The following is an 18221-nucleotide window of genomic DNA, read 5'->3' on the forward strand; positions in this document are numbered from 1 at the left end:
ATCATTATGATGGTCTTTTTTATTACTGAGATTCGCTAATCTAGCGCTATTAACTGGCGGTTTTACGCATCACCTTGCCACAAATATACTCACCAATCGGCATTGCCGAAGTCGCTGCTGGCGATGGCGCGTTACATACATGCAAGCTTCTTGGGCTTTCGGCAAACAGAAAATCATGCACCAAGGTGCCATCTTTGAGTACCGCTTGGGCACGAATGCCTGCTGGGTAAGGTTTGAAATCTGACACCGTAATGCTTGGGCAGTACTTATTAACCAACTTTAGATAGCCCGGCTTCCACCACGAGTTTTTAAACTCGACCAAACCGGTTTTTAGATTATTCGCAGTCACTTTCCAAAAGCCCGCAAAGCTCAGCATCTGCCAAGTGTCTTTGAAACTAAAGTTAAGCTTGCCATAACCTTCTCGCTTCCAGCCTTGAACTGCATTTGGCCCTACTGTTACGGAGCCATCAATCATGCGTGTTAAATGCACGCCCAAGAAAGGCAGTTCTGGGTCAGGGATAGGATAGATAAGATGATTCACCACTTGGTTGTGTTTAGCATCCAACTGATAATATTCACCGCGATATGGGACGATTTGGAAGTCGGTTTCAATGCCAAGCATGCTGGTCATTCTGTCGGCCATCAAACCAGAGCAAGTGATCAAGAATCGGCTGTTCAGTTGTAGAGTTTGACCATCTACTTTGCACGTTAACTGCACCTCATCTTCTTGCTCATCTGCCATAATCACCTCAGTACCAAGGCTAAGTTTGCCACCCGCTTCAACAAACTCTTGGGCCATCACTTCGGTGACTTTTTTGTAGTCGACGATACTGGTGGTTTTGACATAAATCGCGCCCAAGCCCGTAATGTTCGGCTCGGCAAGTTTCAGCTGCGCTTGATCTAAGAGGTCGACATCAATGTCGTTATCATGACAACGTTGATAGAGCTTGTTCATGCGCTCCACTTCCTGCTCATTGGTCGCGACCAACAGCTTGCCACAGTTTTCGACAGGGATATCGTGCTGACTGCAAAAGGCGATGGTGCGCTCTACGCCACGCTTACAAAAATCCGCCTTTAAACTGCCCGGAGCGTAGTAAACGCCAGCGTGAATCACACCACTGTTATGGCCCGTTTGGTGCTGCGCGAAGCCACGCTCCTTTTCGACTAAAAGGATACTTTTATCAGGGTGAGCTTGCTGTAATTGCCATGCCGTCGACACACCAACAATGCCACCACCAACGATAATATAGTCGTATGTTGAGTTCATAATATTCCTACATTCAATCCTTTTAATTATAGGGAAGACGCGACAGTGTCAGGTTCGGTTTGAGGCAAAGATTCTTGCTCATCTTCCGATTCCTTCTTCACTTGATTAGCATCGTATTGACGAGCCGTGTGAATAAAGAGACCAACGAAAAGTGCAACGCACACTAGGCGAATCACGACTGAAATATCAGGCCAAACTAATGCCACACCCAGCACGATTAACACAGCACGAGTCAGCAGATTAATTTTATTTTCTAGATAGCCTTCAATCGCAGCAACAAACGCGTAAGTACCAATAATAGCAAAACCACCCGTGACCAAAACGGAGGTCACATCCCAACTTACTAAGTTGGTGTAGGCAATCAACAATGGCACTAAGTACAAGCCTTTTGCGATCTTCCATGCCATTAAACCGGTTCTCATTGGTGGCGTTTTAGCAATGGTCGCGGCAGCAAATGCGGTTAAGCAAACTGGCGGGGTTACGTTGCTGTCTTGCGATAGCCAGAAAATGATCAAGTGTGCAGAAAGCAGTGCAAGGCTGATCGCTTCTAAGCCCAAGCTTTGCTCAAGCAGAGTTTCGACAAAATCAGCAGGGACTAACGCAATCATCTCTTTGGCGGTTTCGAGTGCCATTGGCGCATTCAGTAAATCTAATTTTTCTGGCGCCGCCAACATGAAGATAGCTTTCGCCTGTTCAGGTAACTGACCCGAAACCAACAAGTCTAGCAACTGGCTTTCAGCAATCAGTTTGTATAAGGCAGGAGCCGACAGAGTACCCAACACGATGTAAGCCGCGGTTACCGGTAAGCCCATACCCAGAATCAAAGATGCCAGTGCGATTAAGGCTATCATCACCAACAAATCACCGTTCGCCCAGCTGTTGATCATCAATGAGAAGGTGTTACCAATACCCGTCGTGCTGATCACGTTGATAACGAGGCCAATGCCCACCAACAACACCGCCGTGGTCGCCATGTTTTTCGCGCCTTGAGAAAGCGCTTCGATGATCGCCTTTGGACCCATTTTGTGATTTTTAGAGAACCATGAAGCCACGACGACAGACAGAATCGAGATACCCGCTGCGTAAGTCGGTGTGAAGCCCTTCACCAACAAAGTCACCAACACCGCTAATGGGATCAAGTTATGCCAGCCCGACAGCAAGACCTTCAATAGAGGTTCACAGCCAGAAGTGACTTTTTGCACGCCACTGCGTTTTGCTTCAATACGCACAAAAAAGGCCACCGACAAAAAGTAGATAAGCGCAGGTAAGAAGGATACTGCAATGATGTCGACATAAGGGATCTGCGTGTAAGACGCCATGATAAACGCACCTGCACCCATCACTGGTGGCATCAACTGCCCGCCCGTCGATGCGGCCGCTTCAACACCGGCCGCGAAACGCGAAGGGAAGCCGGCCTTTTGCATCAAAGGAATACTGATCACGCCCGTCGATACGGTGTTTGCTACGCTCGAACCGGACACCGAGCCCATCAAGCCTGAGCCAATTACCGCGATGAAGCCCGGGCCACCAATAACTTTGCCAGCCGCTGCGCGAGACACATCAATGATGTAATCACCGACACCCGAACGCACTAAGAATGCGCCAAATAGGATGAACATGAACACGAAGGTCCAGCTGATTCTTGAGATAGAACCGAACATCCCTTCTGATGAGTAAAAGCTTCGATAAAGCAGTGTTTCAAGGCTTAGACCCGGGAAGTGGAAGATGCCGCTAGTCCATTGCCCCCACAGCACCACATAGCTCAAACACACCAAGATAAGCACCGGAATAAACCAGCCCATGGTGCGGCGAATCAGCTCAATAACGATGGCAATCGCCAAGATAGAGAAGAACCAATCACTGGCGATAAACTTCACGCCTCGCTCATACAAAGCATCTTCCGCAAAGGGAATGTAGATAAGACAAGCCAGCGCTGCCAAGGCGATCCCAATATCGACCGCCAGCGCTATCTTGCTCTTTTTCAGCGAAATATGAGCGGGATACCAAAGCGCACAAATGATCGCAAAGCCAGCAAAGTGGGTCGCCGAGATCCAAAGCTCTGGCAAAGTTGATAAGGTGTTAAACCAAATGTGTAACAACGAGAGGATCACTCCCATTGTCGTTATCGCTTTGCCTACCCACGGAAAATCCGTTCGGGTCGGCAGTTCAAATTTTTTCAGTTCCTGCTGCAGCGAATCGCTCATAGAAAACTCCTGCTCTCCGCAGCAAACACGAAGAGAAAATCCATAAAGTGAGGAGGTGCACGAACACATTCTTGAGCGAACGTGCACCAAGCAATTAAGTCACGAAGGGGTTAGTTGATGGCAACAAACAGTTAGTTCACAGACCAATAGTTAGTTCACGAACCAATAATTAGTTAGCGACAAATCATTAGCTCACGAACCAATAGTCACCTGACAACAGATAAGCTAGTTAACGATCAACTCAGAAGGAACATCGATGCCCACTTCTTGGTAGTAACGTGCAGCGCCCGGGTGAAGTGGAACAGGCAGACCTGCGATCCCTTTCTCGAGAGCCATTGCTTTGGTTGCTTTGTGGATACCTTGTAGGAAAGGTAGGTTTTCATAGATAGCTTTGGTCAGCTGATACACGTCTTCTTCAGAAATGTCTTCACGAACCGCTAGGAAGTTGGGTTGAGCGATAGTGGTGATCGGCTTATCAACACCTGGATAAGTGTTTGCAGGGATCTCATATTTAGTCCAGATATTGTAATCGCCGTTCGCTTGTTTGATCTGCGCATCAGTAAACGACAGGATTTGAATGTCTTCACCCAAGGCTGCAAAGGCTTGAGTTACCGCACCAACAGGCACGCCAGCGGGCGTATTCATGCCATCGATAGTGCCATTTTGTAGTGCGCTGGCACTGCCGCCGTAACCCATAAAGGCGAGTTTAAATTGTTCTGGGTCAACCGACAGGCCTTGCATGATCTGGCGTCCTGAATTCTCTGTACCTGAGTTCTTCTTACCGATAGAGAATTTTTTGCCGTTTAGATTTTCTAAATCACTCATGGTGCCCGTTTCTGTCAGATCAGAGCGCACAATAAAGTGTTCAACGTTTTGCCATAGCATAGAGACTGAACGCAGTTGTTTTTGACTGCCTGACTTCTCATATGGACCAAGCCCTTGCCACGCCCACGCGCCATACAAACCTTGCAGAATGGCAAACTGTGCTTCGTTCTCATTGAGAAGTTTCACGTTCTCGCCCGATCCTGCAGAGCTGATAGCCGCCAAAGAAAAGTGCTGCTTTGGCGCAAGCTTAACTTTACTCAATGTCGCTAGAGCAACACCTACCGGATAGTAAGTCCCACCCGTTGAGGCCGTCGCTAAAATGTAGCTGCGGTCTTCTTGAGCTGAGGCGTTACTGATAAGGCCAATAGAGGCCATTGCGATTGCTAAAGTTTTAACTAGCTTGTTGTATTTCATTATTACTCTCCATGTAGAGTTATTCACGTTATATTTTTGTTAACAACAATTGCTAGATAGCAAGCACAATGCCAATTTTTAAATGACTGTTTTTATTGATATTTATTTCAAAATCCACCTAAAGTAAGCCATTTCTTGCTTATTTGACTACGAATCAATGAGCTATTTTTTGCTTATCCCAAACCGCGAATAACATCGGTTTAAAGGTAGCCAAGTCACACTGTGTTACATTTGCGTGATCAATGTTTATAAAATGATAAATATCTAATGAGCCATTTTTTGCTCATTGATTCCAGACAACACTTCTAATCTCATCATCAATTACGAATCGACATAATCGCTTCGGTTCAACGCATAACGCACCATCTTTTGGTTTAATGTTCGACGAGGTAAATCCAAATCTTGCATAACATCATTGATGCGCCCCTGATAACGCACTAGCGCATCATGAATCACTTTCCGCTCAAAGCTCTGCACTTGAACCGCCAACGGGATGCCTGCCGTTGTGGACTCTGTGACAGAGTTGGGGCGACACGCCAAGATATCGCCAACAGTCAGGCTTTCATCCAGTGCGAAACGAATCGCGACATTGCGCAGTTCACGCACATTGCCCGGCCATGCATACGACAACAACGCATAACGATCGGCCTCACTGGCAACTCGGGTTTCATTGTTCGCTTCTTGAGTGAAGTGTTCAAAAAGGATCAAAGCATCGTCTTCTCGTTCATTAAGGGGAGGTAAATGCAGTTGGGCAACGTTCAAGCGATAGAAAAGGTCTTGGCGAAAATCGGGGTGATTCAGTAGATCGCTTTTCGAGGCAGAGACCACTCGTAGATCAACATGTTGTTGCTGATTACCCCCTACGCGTTCGACGACATTATCTTGCAAGGTACGCAGCACTTTGACCTGCATCGACAGTGGCATGCTCTCTATTTCATCGAGAAACACCGTGCCTTTGTCGGCAAATTCAAGCTTACCAATACGTCGCTTGGCGGCACCAGTAAACGCACCTGCTTCGTGTCCAAACAGTTCGCTTTCAAAGAGATTTTCTGGAATCGCGCCACAGTTTAGCGGTACAAACGGATGGGTTTTACGCAAGCTAAACTCGTGCAAACAAGAAGCGACCAGCTCTTTACCGCAGCCGGTTTCACCATAAATGATCACATTAGTATCAATCGAGGCGACTTTTTGTATTTGCTCTCGCAATTCACACATCACTTTACTGCGCCCAATCAGCACCTGCTCAATGCCTTTCAGGTTATCCAGATAGTTCTGACGACTGTTTCTGTCTTGGCCACTTTGATGTTTGTCGACCGCTTCCGATACCGTTTGAGACAAACGTTCTGGGTCGAATGGCTTTTCAATGAAATCATACGCGCCTTGCTGTAACGCTTTCACCGCCATATCGACATCACCATGACCCGTGATCAAGATGACAGGCACGTCTGGCACAAGATGTTTAAAGCGCCCTAGCAGTTTAACACCATCAATATCTGGTAAACGCACATCACTAATGATGGTTTGGAAGTCACCCTGCTCTACCGCGTTTAACGCATCTTGCCCAACCTCAAATGCGGTGACATCGAAGCCCGCTAATTGTAACCACTGGCTGGTTGCTTGACGCACAATTGCATCATCTTCAATCAAAGCTATACGCTGCATAGTTTGGTTCCGCCACTTACATCAGAATAATATCGCCCACGGTATGTAAAAAATCCGCAGACGAAAAGGAGCTAGCTCCCACTTTGAATAACACTCCTTTAACAGTTTTATAATGTTTGTTAGCTTCAACTTGTCTCACTCTCCATTCGCTTAAAAAGCAAACATAAAACCTTCTCAAGTCACTAGTTTTAAAAGGATTTGATCAGCAATGATGAATAACAATCGATATTGGTTGTTCCTATGTGCCTGTTTATTAATTGGCTTGGTTCAGGTAACCACCAAAAGTGGCATAAGCCAATGGAAGCTCGAACAAGCCCAACGCTATGCAGAACAGCGCTTCCTCGGATACATTGCTGAAGCAAGGCGAACCCTGAAACGCTTCTATTATCTGCCCTACCTAGTGACGAACGATGAAACCAGTGTTCGTTTCATTGATGGTGAAGCCCGCCTAGAAAAACGCATTAAGAAACAGCTGATTCAATTGGATAAAGCCGCTAATACCAAAGGTTGGTATCTGCTTTCTGGCGAAGGTGATTTGTTGGTATCGAGTGTTGAAAGAAGCAAACTGAGCAAAAAGAACGCCAGCACGATTGTCTCTAAGATCCACCAGCAAGGCGGTGCGATTTCGGTAGTGACCAAAAATAAAGGCGTGACACCCGATTACTTTATTGCCGCGCCCGTTTATCGAGCCTCCGATGTGGTCGGTATTGTCGCGGTGCAAATCGATTTGTCATTGTTAACCGATCAATGGTTTGCTGATGGTGAAGCGGTCCTGTTCCAGAACCCTCGCGATCAGTTTTTTCTGTCGAGTGATAAACGACTGAGCGCAGACTGGTTCAACGACACCTTCAACTCACAACCAAGCACAACAAAACGCGAGCTGTACGACCAAACCCATATTCGCGTGTGGCGACTCCAGGATAAAGACTACCTTATCCAATCCATAAAGTTAGATGACCTCAATTGGCGTTTAACCTATCTAACACCATTAACCAGCCTCAACCAAACCACTAGCTGGATCAGCTGGAGTGTGGCGGTTGGCTGTCTTTTCATTCTGCTGTTGCTGGTTATTCTTTATCAAAGACGTCAGAAAAAGCTCAGTAATCTACGAATCCAAAAGCTCATCGAAGAGTCAGAAAAACGACTGTCTGGAATGATCAATAAAACCCATGTTGGGTTAATACTGATCGATGAACACGGTCGCATCCACGACATCAACCTGATGGCGAAGAACTACTTTTCTCTATCTGATTCAATGATCAGCAATATCAAGGCGTGGCAGCTATTTGAAGCAGGTAACCCTAATTCGACTACCTTGCAGCTTCTTAAGAACTTAGAACAGCACCAGGAACTGGCCGAGATAACCAGCGTCGAAACCATGGCAAGGCGCAGTGATGGCAGTTACTTCCCTGTTTTGTTCTCTATTAGCTCGTTCCCTTGGCATGCAACGCCTTATTACCTATGTACAGTGATCGACATCAGCAAGCGTAAGAAAGCGGAAATTGCGGTACAAAACGCCAATAAAACACTGCAACTTCGGGTAGAAGAGCGAACACAAGATCTCAAAGACGCGCAGCAAGAACTGGTGGAATCAAGTAAACTTGCCGCATTAGGGCGTATGTCGAGTGCGATCACTCATGAGCTCAATCAACCGCTTACTGGTCTAAAAACCCTGCTTTCAAGTAATCAATTGCTGATGGAAAGAGGCGAGACCAAGATGTTGAAAGCGAACATGGACTTAGTCATGAGCCTCATCGACAGAATGGCCAACATGACCAGTCAATTGAAGTCCTTCGCCTTTAAAAGGCTTGAGAAGCCCTATCCAGTTTCACTCACCGAGGCACTGCAAGAAACCCTACGAATTCACCAAGCCGAATTAGACAACGTCGATATTCGCGTGCGTGTCGCCTCTAATATTTCGATGGTGATGGGAGAAGAAGCACGACTTCGCCAAGTGCTTGGCAACCTAATCAGAAACGCCGTAGATGCGACTCAAAATCAAACACCCGCGACCATTGTTATCAGCGCACATACCGATCAACAACGTGTGATCATCAAGGTGCAAGATAATGGCTGTGGCGTGTCAGAAGACCAACTCGAAACCATTTTTGAACCCTTCCATACCAACAAAAAAATGGGCGAAGGTTTGGGTCTCGGCTTGGCCATCACAGCAAACAATGTACGGGATATGCAAGGTACCTTGATAGCCAAGAACAACCCAGACCAAGGTATGACATTCACGTTAACACTACAGAGTAATGATAGTGAGTAATCGCTTACATAGAGTTTAGAAAACACACTCTATTGAGAAGCTAAAACTAAAAAACCGCCCACAGAGGGCGGTTTTGATTCACTTATTGGCGTGTGACTTATTCGCTAATCCGTTAACGGCTTACTCCGCCACTGCTTCAACAAGAGCTCTGTCGGGCGAACAATCGCGATGATCGATTCGTCGTAGATCTTCGCTGAATCAGACAGTATCGCTTGATAGGCGTTTGCATCTGATGCTCGAACTTTTTCACCCGCTTGTGCTTTAGCAATCAAGGTTAACGCCAAGTCTGCGACTTCCGCGGTTTTCTCTGCGACAACCACAGTCTCTACCGAAGACACATTACCTGCGAAGACAGTCTCAGCAGCGAGTGCAGCCGCTTTTGCTTGTTGATAATGCTGAGCGAGTTGCTCAAGCGCTTGTTGATTACCCGTCGCAACTTCGTTGACCAAATCTTGCATCTCATACACGGCGTAGCTTTCGACTGGTAGTGCATCAACAAAGCGGTTTAAGCGCTCATATTGGCTGTATAAAGTGCCCTTAGGTTCAGTAGAGTTCCACTTCTCCCAGTTACGCGCGTAGTACTGTGCTGGCTCAGTGTATTTAGCAAGCACGCGTAGGTCGTGGATATCTTGTCCTTTCGCAATACGTTTTAACAGCATGTCCGCATCCGCATGATGACGTAGGCCAACCGACACTTCAGACCATATATCCATCGCTTTCATACGCTTGTACATGCTGCGCTCGTCAGTCAATTCAGCATCAGACCAAAAACGCTCTGCAATCGCATAGCTGCGTGGCCATAGATAGTTTTCAACGGTGTGGCTGTCTTTATTTTCTAGCCACATAGTGATTTCGCCACCTAGGATAAGTTCTTTTTCTTTGTCGGTTAATTCTGCTGGGTAACCGCCATTCGGTTCTGGAATCACACTGCCTTCAACATCGCTGCTCGCAATCACTTTACCTGTGGTTGGCCAACGCACGTTACCCACCAGTTGGTAACTGCCTTCTGCAAAACCCTTTGGATTTAGGTTTAGGTTGAATTCGGTGTACGACATGAAGTTATCGAAGTGGCCGACAAAGGTTTTGCCCGGCACGTAATCAAGGATGAAGATCTCTTCACGAGACTTACCGTTGTAATCACTGAATGCACGGAAAGTGCCGTCTTTAGCTTCAATGATAGTCAGTGTTCCCTTACGCGGGCCACCTTTTGAACGAGGCTTCTGCCATTGATAAGTGACAAACTTTTCGCCACTGTGCAGCTTATCGTCAACTGTGATGCCAGTTGGCATTGGGTCATTGCGATAGTGGTAGCTAGTCGGCTGAGGCTGGTCTAGGTAATAACCCGTAGAAAGAATACCTGGGTAGCCCTCTTTCGCCGCGCGACCAATGCTGTCGTGCCCTTGCCAGCTTTGAATCACGATTGAAGTCGGTAGGTCTTTATGCCAAATCTCATCCCAACCGGTCATCTTCTTACCGCGCTCTTCGAGCATCTTCTCAACTTTTACATTGAGGTAAGACTGCAGACCACGCTCGCCATCGATATTGTTTTCTTCAATGAACTGTTGGTGCTTTTCACTGTTTTTCCACTGTGCATAATTCGGCTCATCGCCACCAATGTGGAAGTACTCATCAGGGAACAGCTCGGTCACTTCATCAAACACATCACCAAGCATCTCATAGACTTCTGGGTTCAGTGGATCCATGAGCGGTTCAAACACACCCCACCCTCTTTCTTGCTCGTAGTTTTGCCCTTCACCGCCAGACATCAAGCGTGGGTAAGCGTGAGCAACCGCAGAAGAGTGACCCGGAAGAGACACCTCTGGAATCACACGAATACCAAGGTTACGGGCATATTCAACTAAGTAGCGAACTTGGTCTTTGGTGTAGTAATTACCATCAGCGGTTTCAGACCACAGACGTGGCCATGATTCGGTTTGAATACGAATGCCTTGGTCGTCCCAGAAGTGCCAATGGAACACATTCATCTTCGCCGACGCCATCGCATCTAACTGACGAATCAGCACATCGAATTCAATGAAGTGACGTGAAGTATCGTAAGAAACACCACGCCAGCGGAAGCGAGGCTCATCGACAATGGTTACGGCAGCGATATGGTAGCCAGTCGCCGTGGTTTCAACGAGCTGTAAAAGGGTTTCGATGCCGTGAATAGTGCCGTATGGGCTTGGAGAACTCAGCGTGATTTGTTCACCCTGAGTGGTAATTTTGTAGGACTCTACAGAGTCGATGTTCTGTACTTCAGACTTTGGCGCCGCGTCGATATCAATGATCAGGTTCGCTTGGTCTGCACTATCCACCTGCCAATTTAGAATCGGTACACCCGTCTGACGCTCAAGGCGATCAATAAAACGTTTCGCCGTGTACTCAACGCGATCAGAATTAAAGCCTTTGATGTAAACCTTGAAGTTACCGTCGACCTTCACTTGCCCAGCTTGCAGCTCGACCGTTTGTGGGTACGGCATTAAATTTAGATCGGTATTTGGAGCCATTGCTAACGCCATTGGGGACACTACTGAACCTGAAATCAATAGGGATAATATAGTTTTTTTCATTATTAGTTTTCCTATATAACGGGCGTTCTGTTTTGTTTATCGGAGGCAATTCACAAAACAGAACCATCAACCACTGCTGTTGTTTATCTTTATTCCAAACGCTTCTCGTTAGTTCACAAGAGCGACCGCTTCTCGAACTAACTCCGCGATCTCGTCCCACTGTTCGTTCTCGATCATCTTTGGAGAAACCATCCAAGTACCACCACAGCACACCACGCGATCCACTGCTAAGTAGTCATTGACGTTGTGTTTACCGATACCGCCTGTTGGCATTAAAGACACATCAACGTATGGCGCTAGCAGAGACTTCACCATGTTGATGCCACCAGACGCTTCTGCAGGGAAGAACTTCAAGAAGTTAAGGCCAAGCTCTAGCGCTTGCTCTACTTGGCTTGGGTTGTTTACGCCCGGAACGATCGGCATGCCGATTTCTTGGCAACGTTTTACGGTGTTTGGATTCAGGCCCGGAGCTACGATGAATTCGCTGCCCGACTCTTTCGCAAGGTCGATCTGCGCTGGCGTTAATACTGTGCCAGCACCGATACACATCTCTGGGTACGCATCGCGCATCGCACGAATCGCGTCTGCTGCCGCTTCAGTACGGAATGTTACTTCAGCAACTGGCAGGCCGTTTTCTACCAACACTTTTGCCAGTGGAATCGCGTGTTCAACCTTGTTGATTTGGATAACAGGGATAACTTTGAATTGCTTAAGTTTGTTGATCATTTCTTGAGACATAATAATTCCGCTTTTATTTTATTTTTTAATCAGTTGACTCATAGCGCTCACGGGGATGATTGCGCCAGAGTATTGAATAACGATGGAGGCCAGTTGGTGGCCAAGTTCGGCTGCGTCGGTGCCGATCTCACCTGTAAGGCGCGCGGCTAAATAACCCGCAGCGAATGAGTCGCCCGCAGCGCAGGTATCAACCACGTTAGAAACACGAGTCGCTGAGACATAATTCTCAACAATGTTGCCCTGTTCAACTTGAACAATCTTGCATGGCTCGCAGCCACGTTTGATAACGATCTCTTGGCAACCCAAACGAAGGCAGCGTTGTTGAACACTCTCGGAGTTCCCCCATACAAGCAGGTCGTCGTCTTCGGTAATCAAGGCGATGTCTACCAATGGCAGTAACTTGGCGTACCAATGTCGAGCTTGCTCAGTGCTCCAAAGTTGCGGGCGATAGTTGTTATCAAAAATCACCTTACCGCCTTGGTTTGAGAACACGCTCATGGCTTTGAATAAACGCTCGCGAGAGGCATCATCCAAGATCGCGATACTGATACCGCTAATGTAAACCGCGTCGACTTGCTTCTCTGTCAGAGCGATTTCAAGCTTATTCAGGTCATCAGCTTGCTTGTTTAAGTTATCGATTTGAAAGTAAGATTTTACTGCCGCATCGTTGCGCCAATAGTGAAAATGTCGCTCGCCTGTCTCGTCGGTTTCGACCATGTACAAACCGGGTAGCTTGTTTGGGATTCGTTCGACGAAATTGGTTTGAATACCTTCTAACTGCCAGCTATCAATCATATTTTGAGACAGTTCATCGCTACCAAGGCCCGTCGCATAGTGCACAGAGAGGTTTTGATGCTGGGTTAAGCGTGAAAGGTAAAGTGCGGTATTGAGCGTGTCACCGCCGAATTTTTTGGTTAATGGAGAGCCGCTGATTTCGACCATGCACTCGCCAAAGAACGCAATATTGAAGTTAGAAGATGCAGGCATAGCCGATCCTAAAATAGAGAGATAAATGGGGAAGAAGGCCCTACCGAGAAGCAGAGCCTGAGCTAGCTAAATCACTCCACAACTTGTTGTACTGAATTTGTTGTACTAACTAGCTGTGGAGCGTTTTAGATTAGCTTGTTTGATTAGCAGGACGTTGAGAAGACGCTTCTTCTTCAAGCACACCAGAGTCTGACAATTCCATTTCCATCAGAGCGCGCTCGTCATCAAGAATTGCTTTTGCCATTTCAGGTGTCACTTGGTTAGCCGGAGTACATAGGCTTACCAGCACACCAGCCGTTAGAGCCACTAGACAAGAAGGAATCACAGGGTTACCCCAGAAAGCAGTGTAGTCTGCGTTTAGCATTACAACAAATGAAGCCACAGATGCACCCGCTAGCGTAGCAAGCGCACCCTGCCAGTTGTAACGTTTCCAGAATCGACCCAACATACCGCACACAAACATGCCCGACATTACGGTTGAAATCATTTTCGTGATGTAGCCAATGATGTCGTTTGACGTTAGTGCGAACAACAGTGCAAAACCAATCACCACAATCAGTGCCAAGCGAGAATAGTTCACCATTGACTCTTTGTTTGGTACGCGGCCAGTGAACATCACGTAAACATCACGAAGTAGGATAGAAACACCGGCTATCGCATCTGAACTTGCGCTCGACATCGTTGCAGAAAGACCCGCGATAAGAACAATCATGCCAACGCCAACCGGAAGAACCGTTGCAGCAACATAAGGGAACGAGTAGTTCGCATTATCCAATGTTGGGTCAATGGCATGTGCTGCCATACCAATGATTGCAGGGATGATGGAGAAGAAAAGGTACAACACACCCGATGCAACAAATGAGCGACGAACGGTTGATACGTCTTTACCCGAGTAGATACGTTGACGGAATGAAGGCGTCGCAAGAACACCCACACCGATAACTACAGCCAGAGACACAGCAGGCAGAAGGCCCAGTTTATCGATTGCTAAAAAGCTTGTAGCAGCAGGGTCCATCGCAGCGTAAAGGTTATCCATGCCGCCGATGTAATCGACTGACATTACTGCCATCAAGATGAAGCCAGCAAAAAGAATGATCGCTTGAATGGTATCGGTCCACACAACCGCGGTGTAACCACCGATCACCACGTAAATAGTGAATGCTGCAGCAATAATGATTTTCGCTAGGTTGAGATCGATGTCTGCAATCCATGCTAAGTACATGCCGCCACCTAGAATGTGGGCGCCTAACCAACCAATTGAAGCGACAAAGATCAGTACACCTACAACGTTTTTCACGATGCGGTTAGCGCCAACATAGTAAGCCAGCTCTTCACTCATGGTCATGAAGTTCAATTTACGAACCGGAGCAAACCAAAGTGCAAGTAATAGGATGCCTATCGCACCACCAATGCCGTACAGAGCACCTGCCCAGCCATTTGCGTAGCCGAAGCCAACCGCCCCCATACTTGAACCCGTACCGACCATCGTCGCTACTGTTGTGCCAAGTACTAAGAACATAGGTAGGCCACGGCCACCTAATAAGAAATCTTCGCCAGATTTTTGATTACGCGAGACAAACCAGCCTAACCAAATTAAAAATAATACGTACACGCCGAAGCCTGTAAGAAAAAGTGTGCTGTTCATTTGACACCTCTCAGTGAAATATTGAGTTCATTCCTGAACTTTATTTATGATTCATTCATTTTATATTTCATATAATTACTTTATTGATTTTATCTTTTTAATTAAAGTAATTTTTATAAATGTAGGGTGAGAGTATTAAAGGATAATAACAGGGATGACTAACCCCTAATACTCTCTAAGTAGGTAATTGTGATTAGGTTATTACTATCCGCGATCGGCGCGGTAGCAAGTCACATCTACTTCAACCTTCACGTCTACAACTAAGTCGCAGACCATGCAGATTCGAGCCGGTGGGTTAGCACCGAAGAACTCTTTGAATACCTTATTAAAAGATTGGAAGTAACGAGAATCCGTTAGCACAACCTTTACGTGCATTACGTCTTCTAGGCCGTAGCCCGCTTCAGTCATGATATCGACACAGTTTTGGATCGCTAGGCGAGACTGGTCAACAATGCCACCCTCAACCACTTCACCATCTGTCATCGGTGTCTGGCCAGAAACGTATAGGAAACCACCTGCTTCAGTTGCACGTGCAAATGGTAAATGTTGTCCGCCTGTACCTGTACCGCCTTCAACACCGTAACGTTTAATAGTCATTTTTTAACTCCACTTATTTATAGATAATATTGGGTTTATAGATAACATTGGCTTTATAGATAAAACAGTTTCTATTCCAATATATTTAAATTAATTCGCCGTCTTTATAATTACCTGAATTTAATAAAAAATTTAAACTCTAGTTTCGGTAAATAAAAACGCCGGAACGATTATTTCTTACTTTTCCTTGCTGGTAAGTTAACTCACCATTTACAAATACACTTTCTATTCCTTCAGCAACTGAAATAGGATTTTCAAATGTTGCTGTGTCTTTAATATTCTTTGGATCAAATAAAACTAAATCGGCACAGGCACCACAGCGAACTTCGCCTCGGCCCGCTAAGTTGTAACGCTGAGCCGACATTCCAGTCATCTTGTGAATCGCTTCTGGCAACGAGAACAGTTTTTCGTCTCGGCAATAGTGACCTAGCACTTTCGGGAAGGTGCCCCACAATCTTGGGTGTGGATGCGGGTCATTAGGTAAACCGTCTGAACCGACCATGGTCAGTTTGTATTTCAATACGCGCTTTACGTCGTTCTCATCCATGCAGTGATAAACCGCGCCCGCTGGTTGAAGCGCTTTTGCTGCGTCCATCAGGGGGAGATTCATTTCATCAGCAATCTGCTTAAGCGTTTTGCCTGCATGTTCTGGTTTTGCTTCAGACCAAGTGATGAAGATGTCGAAATCGTCAGTCACTTGTTTCAAATCTAATGTTGAAGAGCTCGCTGAGTATGGGTAGCAGTCGCAAGACACATCTTGGTGCTCAGAAACCTTGTCCATTAAGTCGAGTACTTCAACGGTTCTACCCCAGTTCCCCGCACCTGCACATTTAAGGTGGGAGATAACAACAGGCACTTTCGCGTATTGTCCTGTCTCAAACGCCTCTTCCATCGCGCTTAAGATCTCTTCAAATTCGGTACGCATATGCGTGGTATAGATGCCGCCGTGACCAGAAAGCACTTTCGCTAACTGCATCACTTCGTTGGCATTCGCTTGTTTAGCGCTTGCGTAAGCCAAACCCGAGCTCAAACCTAATGCGCCTTGTTCCATCGCCAAATCAAGGTTGGTTTGCATCGCTGCGATTTCGTCTTCGCTTGCAGTGCGCTGCAGGTCGTCCATCACTTGGTTGCGCAATGTGGTATGGCCGACTAACGCTGCAACGTTTACTGCAGGTTGAGCTTGCTCCACCGCTTGTGCATACGCGGCGAAAGTTGGGTATTTGAAATCAGCCTGAGCGCCTAAAAGATTCATTGGGTCAGGTGGATCGCCAGCCAAAACGGTTGGTGATGCGCTGATACCACAGTTACCAACAATCACGGTTGTGACACCTTGGCTGATCTTAGGCAGGCAGTCTGGGTAACGAATTACATTGGTATCGTCATGTGTGTGTACATCGATAAATCCAGGAGCCAATGCTAAGCCTGCTCCCTCAACCAACTGGCCACAATCTTCGTGATCGATTTGACCAATTTCGGCTATTTTTCCATCTCGGATTGCTACATCGGCACAAAACGATTGTTCGCCGGTGCCATCAAACACCTCTACATTTTTAATTATCGTATCGAACAACATTTTTCACTCTCTCAATCCACTGTGTTGATGGAGCTATATTAGAAATTCAGCCGATTATTTTCAGTGACAAAACACACATAATATTTTAATTTGTGTGATAGTTTCTACCACAAAACAGATTGTGGATATATTTAGACATTAAATAACAATGACTTAAATCATGTTAGGAATCAGCAATGAAACATAACCCTGCACATAAAGATGTTATAAAGTATCAAAAAGATAGTTTTATCTTGACTGAAAAAGGCCAAAAAGGGAGAGCAATATCACAATCTGAGAACGGTATTTACCGACTGGTTGATGAAGATATTTCGCTCCCGGTAGCAATTATCAAACAATCCGCCTTAACCAATAACCTGAATTGGATGCAATCATTCGCCGATCACCATCAGGTTAAATTGTCGCCACATGGCAAAACCTCCATGACACCTGCTTTTTTCCGCCAACAGCTAGAAAATGGCGCTTGGGGCATAACAGTAGCCACGCCTGCACAGGCAGAAGTTGCCGCAATGGCGGGTGCGAAACGAATCATCATGGCCAACCAATTGGTGGGTAAAACCAACATGGCGATCGTTGAACAGCTGATCAGTGAGTTTGATATCGACTTTTACTGTTGTGTGGATTCTTCGGTAAACGTGCAGCAACTTAACCAATATTTCTCTAATACAAAACAGACACTAAAAGTACTGATCGAATTTGGTGTACCGGGCGGTCGCTGTGGTTGTCGTTCACCACAAGAAGTTCTAGAACTGGCTCAAACCATACAAGACACACCTGCCCTTTCGCTGGCAGGTATTGAGGTATATGAAGGTGTGATTCACGGTGACAATGCAGAACAAGACATTCGTACCTTCTTAAATCACGCGCTCACCTCGGTCGAAAGCCTCGCGTCAGATGGCCTAATTGCAGGGCAACCTATCATCACGGGCGCTGGTTCTGCTTGGTATGACGTGGTTGCAGAATGTTTGGCGAACCTAACTGATTACTTGGCGATCATCCGCCCGGGCTGTTATGCCATTCACGACACAGGTATTTACCTAGACGCTCAAAGCAAGGTGTTGCAACGCGCCCAAGTAAACCAAGGTTACGCGTGTGAATTGGGTGGCGATTTAGAATCGGCACTTGAGGTGTGGGCTTATGTAATCTCTCGTCCGGAACCAACGAAGTTAGTGGTTGGGCTAGGCAAGCGTGATGTGGCCTTTGATGCGGGTTTACCGATTGCCGAGCGCGGCTATCGCAATGGCAAAGCTATATCAGTGAAAGGCTTAACCTCTACTGCGGTGATGGATCAACATACCTTTGTGGAAACCGACGGTTCTTCTGAGATTGAAGTGGGCGACATGATTGCTTTCTCCACCTCACATCCGTGTTTAACCTTCGACAAATGGCGCTACATTGCCATCACCGATGACGACCATCAGGTAACAAACTGGGTGGAAACCTGTTTCTAGGTCGATTTTTCAATAA

The 18221-nt window shown here is 46.5% G+C and carries 12 protein-coding genes; 2 read left to right on the forward strand and 10 right to left on the reverse strand.

The annotated features are described in order from the left end of the window. Window positions 1-49: 49 nt before the first annotated feature. The 4 genes from lhgO to OCU90_RS23790 form a co-directional block, all read right to left on the reverse strand. Window positions 50-1267, reverse strand: a complete 1218-nt coding sequence (lhgO, locus tag OCU90_RS23775; protein WP_061021045.1) for an L-2-hydroxyglutarate oxidase — start codon at window positions 1265-1267, stop codon at window positions 50-52. Window positions 1268-1293: 26 nt separating this feature from the next. Beyond that, window positions 1294-3471: a TRAP transporter permease gene (locus OCU90_RS23780; RefSeq protein ID WP_061021047.1), complete on the reverse strand. Its 2178-nt coding sequence runs from the start codon at window positions 3469-3471 to the stop codon at window positions 1294-1296. Window positions 3472-3696: 225 nt separating this feature from the next. Then, the gene (locus OCU90_RS23785) at window positions 3697-4710 is read right to left on the reverse strand and encodes a TAXI family TRAP transporter solute-binding subunit (protein WP_061021049.1); all 1014 of its coding nucleotides are present in this window, start codon (window positions 4708-4710) and stop codon (window positions 3697-3699) included. 321 nt (window positions 4711-5031) lie between these two features. Continuing rightward, window positions 5032-6372 carry a sigma-54-dependent transcriptional regulator gene (locus tag OCU90_RS23790; protein WP_061021051.1) on the reverse strand — a complete coding sequence of 447 codons (1341 nt, stop codon included), beginning with the start codon at window positions 6370-6372 and terminating at the stop codon, window positions 5032-5034. Between the two features lie 208 nt (window positions 6373-6580). Here OCU90_RS23790 and OCU90_RS23795 point away from each other — a divergent pair, with 208 nt between their 5' ends. Next, window positions 6581-8644 carry a sensor histidine kinase gene (locus tag OCU90_RS23795; protein ID WP_004732486.1) on the forward strand — a complete coding sequence of 688 codons (2064 nt, stop codon included), beginning with the start codon at window positions 6581-6583 and terminating at the stop codon, window positions 8642-8644. Between the two features lie 104 nt (window positions 8645-8748). On the opposite strand, the gene OCU90_RS23800 is transcribed toward OCU90_RS23795, so the two are convergent. The 6 genes from OCU90_RS23800 to OCU90_RS23825 all read right to left on the reverse strand — a co-directional run bounded on the left by OCU90_RS23800 (window position 8749) and on the right by OCU90_RS23825 (window position 16754). Beyond that, window positions 8749-11214 carry a family 20 glycosylhydrolase gene (locus OCU90_RS23800; RefSeq protein ID WP_061021053.1) on the reverse strand — a complete coding sequence of 822 codons (2466 nt, stop codon included), beginning with the start codon at window positions 11212-11214 and terminating at the stop codon, window positions 8749-8751. Window positions 11215-11322: 108 nt separating this feature from the next. Beyond that, window positions 11323-11952, reverse strand: coding sequence for a bifunctional 4-hydroxy-2-oxoglutarate aldolase/2-dehydro-3-deoxy-phosphogluconate aldolase (locus tag OCU90_RS23805; protein ID WP_017082873.1), 630 nt, complete (start codon window positions 11950-11952; stop codon window positions 11323-11325). An 18-nt stretch (window positions 11953-11970) separates the two neighbouring features. Further along, window positions 11971-12939 carry a sugar kinase gene (locus OCU90_RS23810; RefSeq protein WP_017082874.1) on the reverse strand — a complete coding sequence of 323 codons (969 nt, stop codon included), beginning with the start codon at window positions 12937-12939 and terminating at the stop codon, window positions 11971-11973. Between the two features lie 130 nt (window positions 12940-13069). After that, on the reverse strand, window positions 13070-14584 hold the full coding sequence (locus tag OCU90_RS23815) for a sodium:solute symporter family protein (RefSeq protein WP_004732495.1): 1515 nt from the start codon (window positions 14582-14584) through the stop codon (window positions 13070-13072). A 204-nt stretch (window positions 14585-14788) separates the two neighbouring features. Next, on the reverse strand, window positions 14789-15181 hold the full coding sequence (locus OCU90_RS23820) for a RidA family protein (protein WP_004732497.1): 393 nt from the start codon (window positions 15179-15181) through the stop codon (window positions 14789-14791). Window positions 15182-15320: 139 nt separating this feature from the next. Continuing rightward, the gene (locus OCU90_RS23825) at window positions 15321-16754 is read right to left on the reverse strand and encodes an N-acyl-D-amino-acid deacylase family protein (RefSeq protein ID WP_061021054.1); all 1434 of its coding nucleotides are present in this window, start codon (window positions 16752-16754) and stop codon (window positions 15321-15323) included. Window positions 16755-16930: 176 nt separating this feature from the next. Between OCU90_RS23825 and OCU90_RS23830 the strand changes: the two genes are divergently transcribed. Continuing rightward, the gene (locus tag OCU90_RS23830) at window positions 16931-18205 is read left to right on the forward strand and encodes an amino acid deaminase (RefSeq protein WP_061021055.1); all 1275 of its coding nucleotides are present in this window, start codon (window positions 16931-16933) and stop codon (window positions 18203-18205) included. The last annotated feature ends 16 nt before the right edge of the window (window positions 18206-18221 follow it).

The sequence above is a fragment of the Vibrio splendidus genome, assembly GCF_024347615.1.
Lineage (GTDB): Bacteria > Pseudomonadota > Gammaproteobacteria > Enterobacterales > Vibrionaceae > Vibrio > Vibrio splendidus.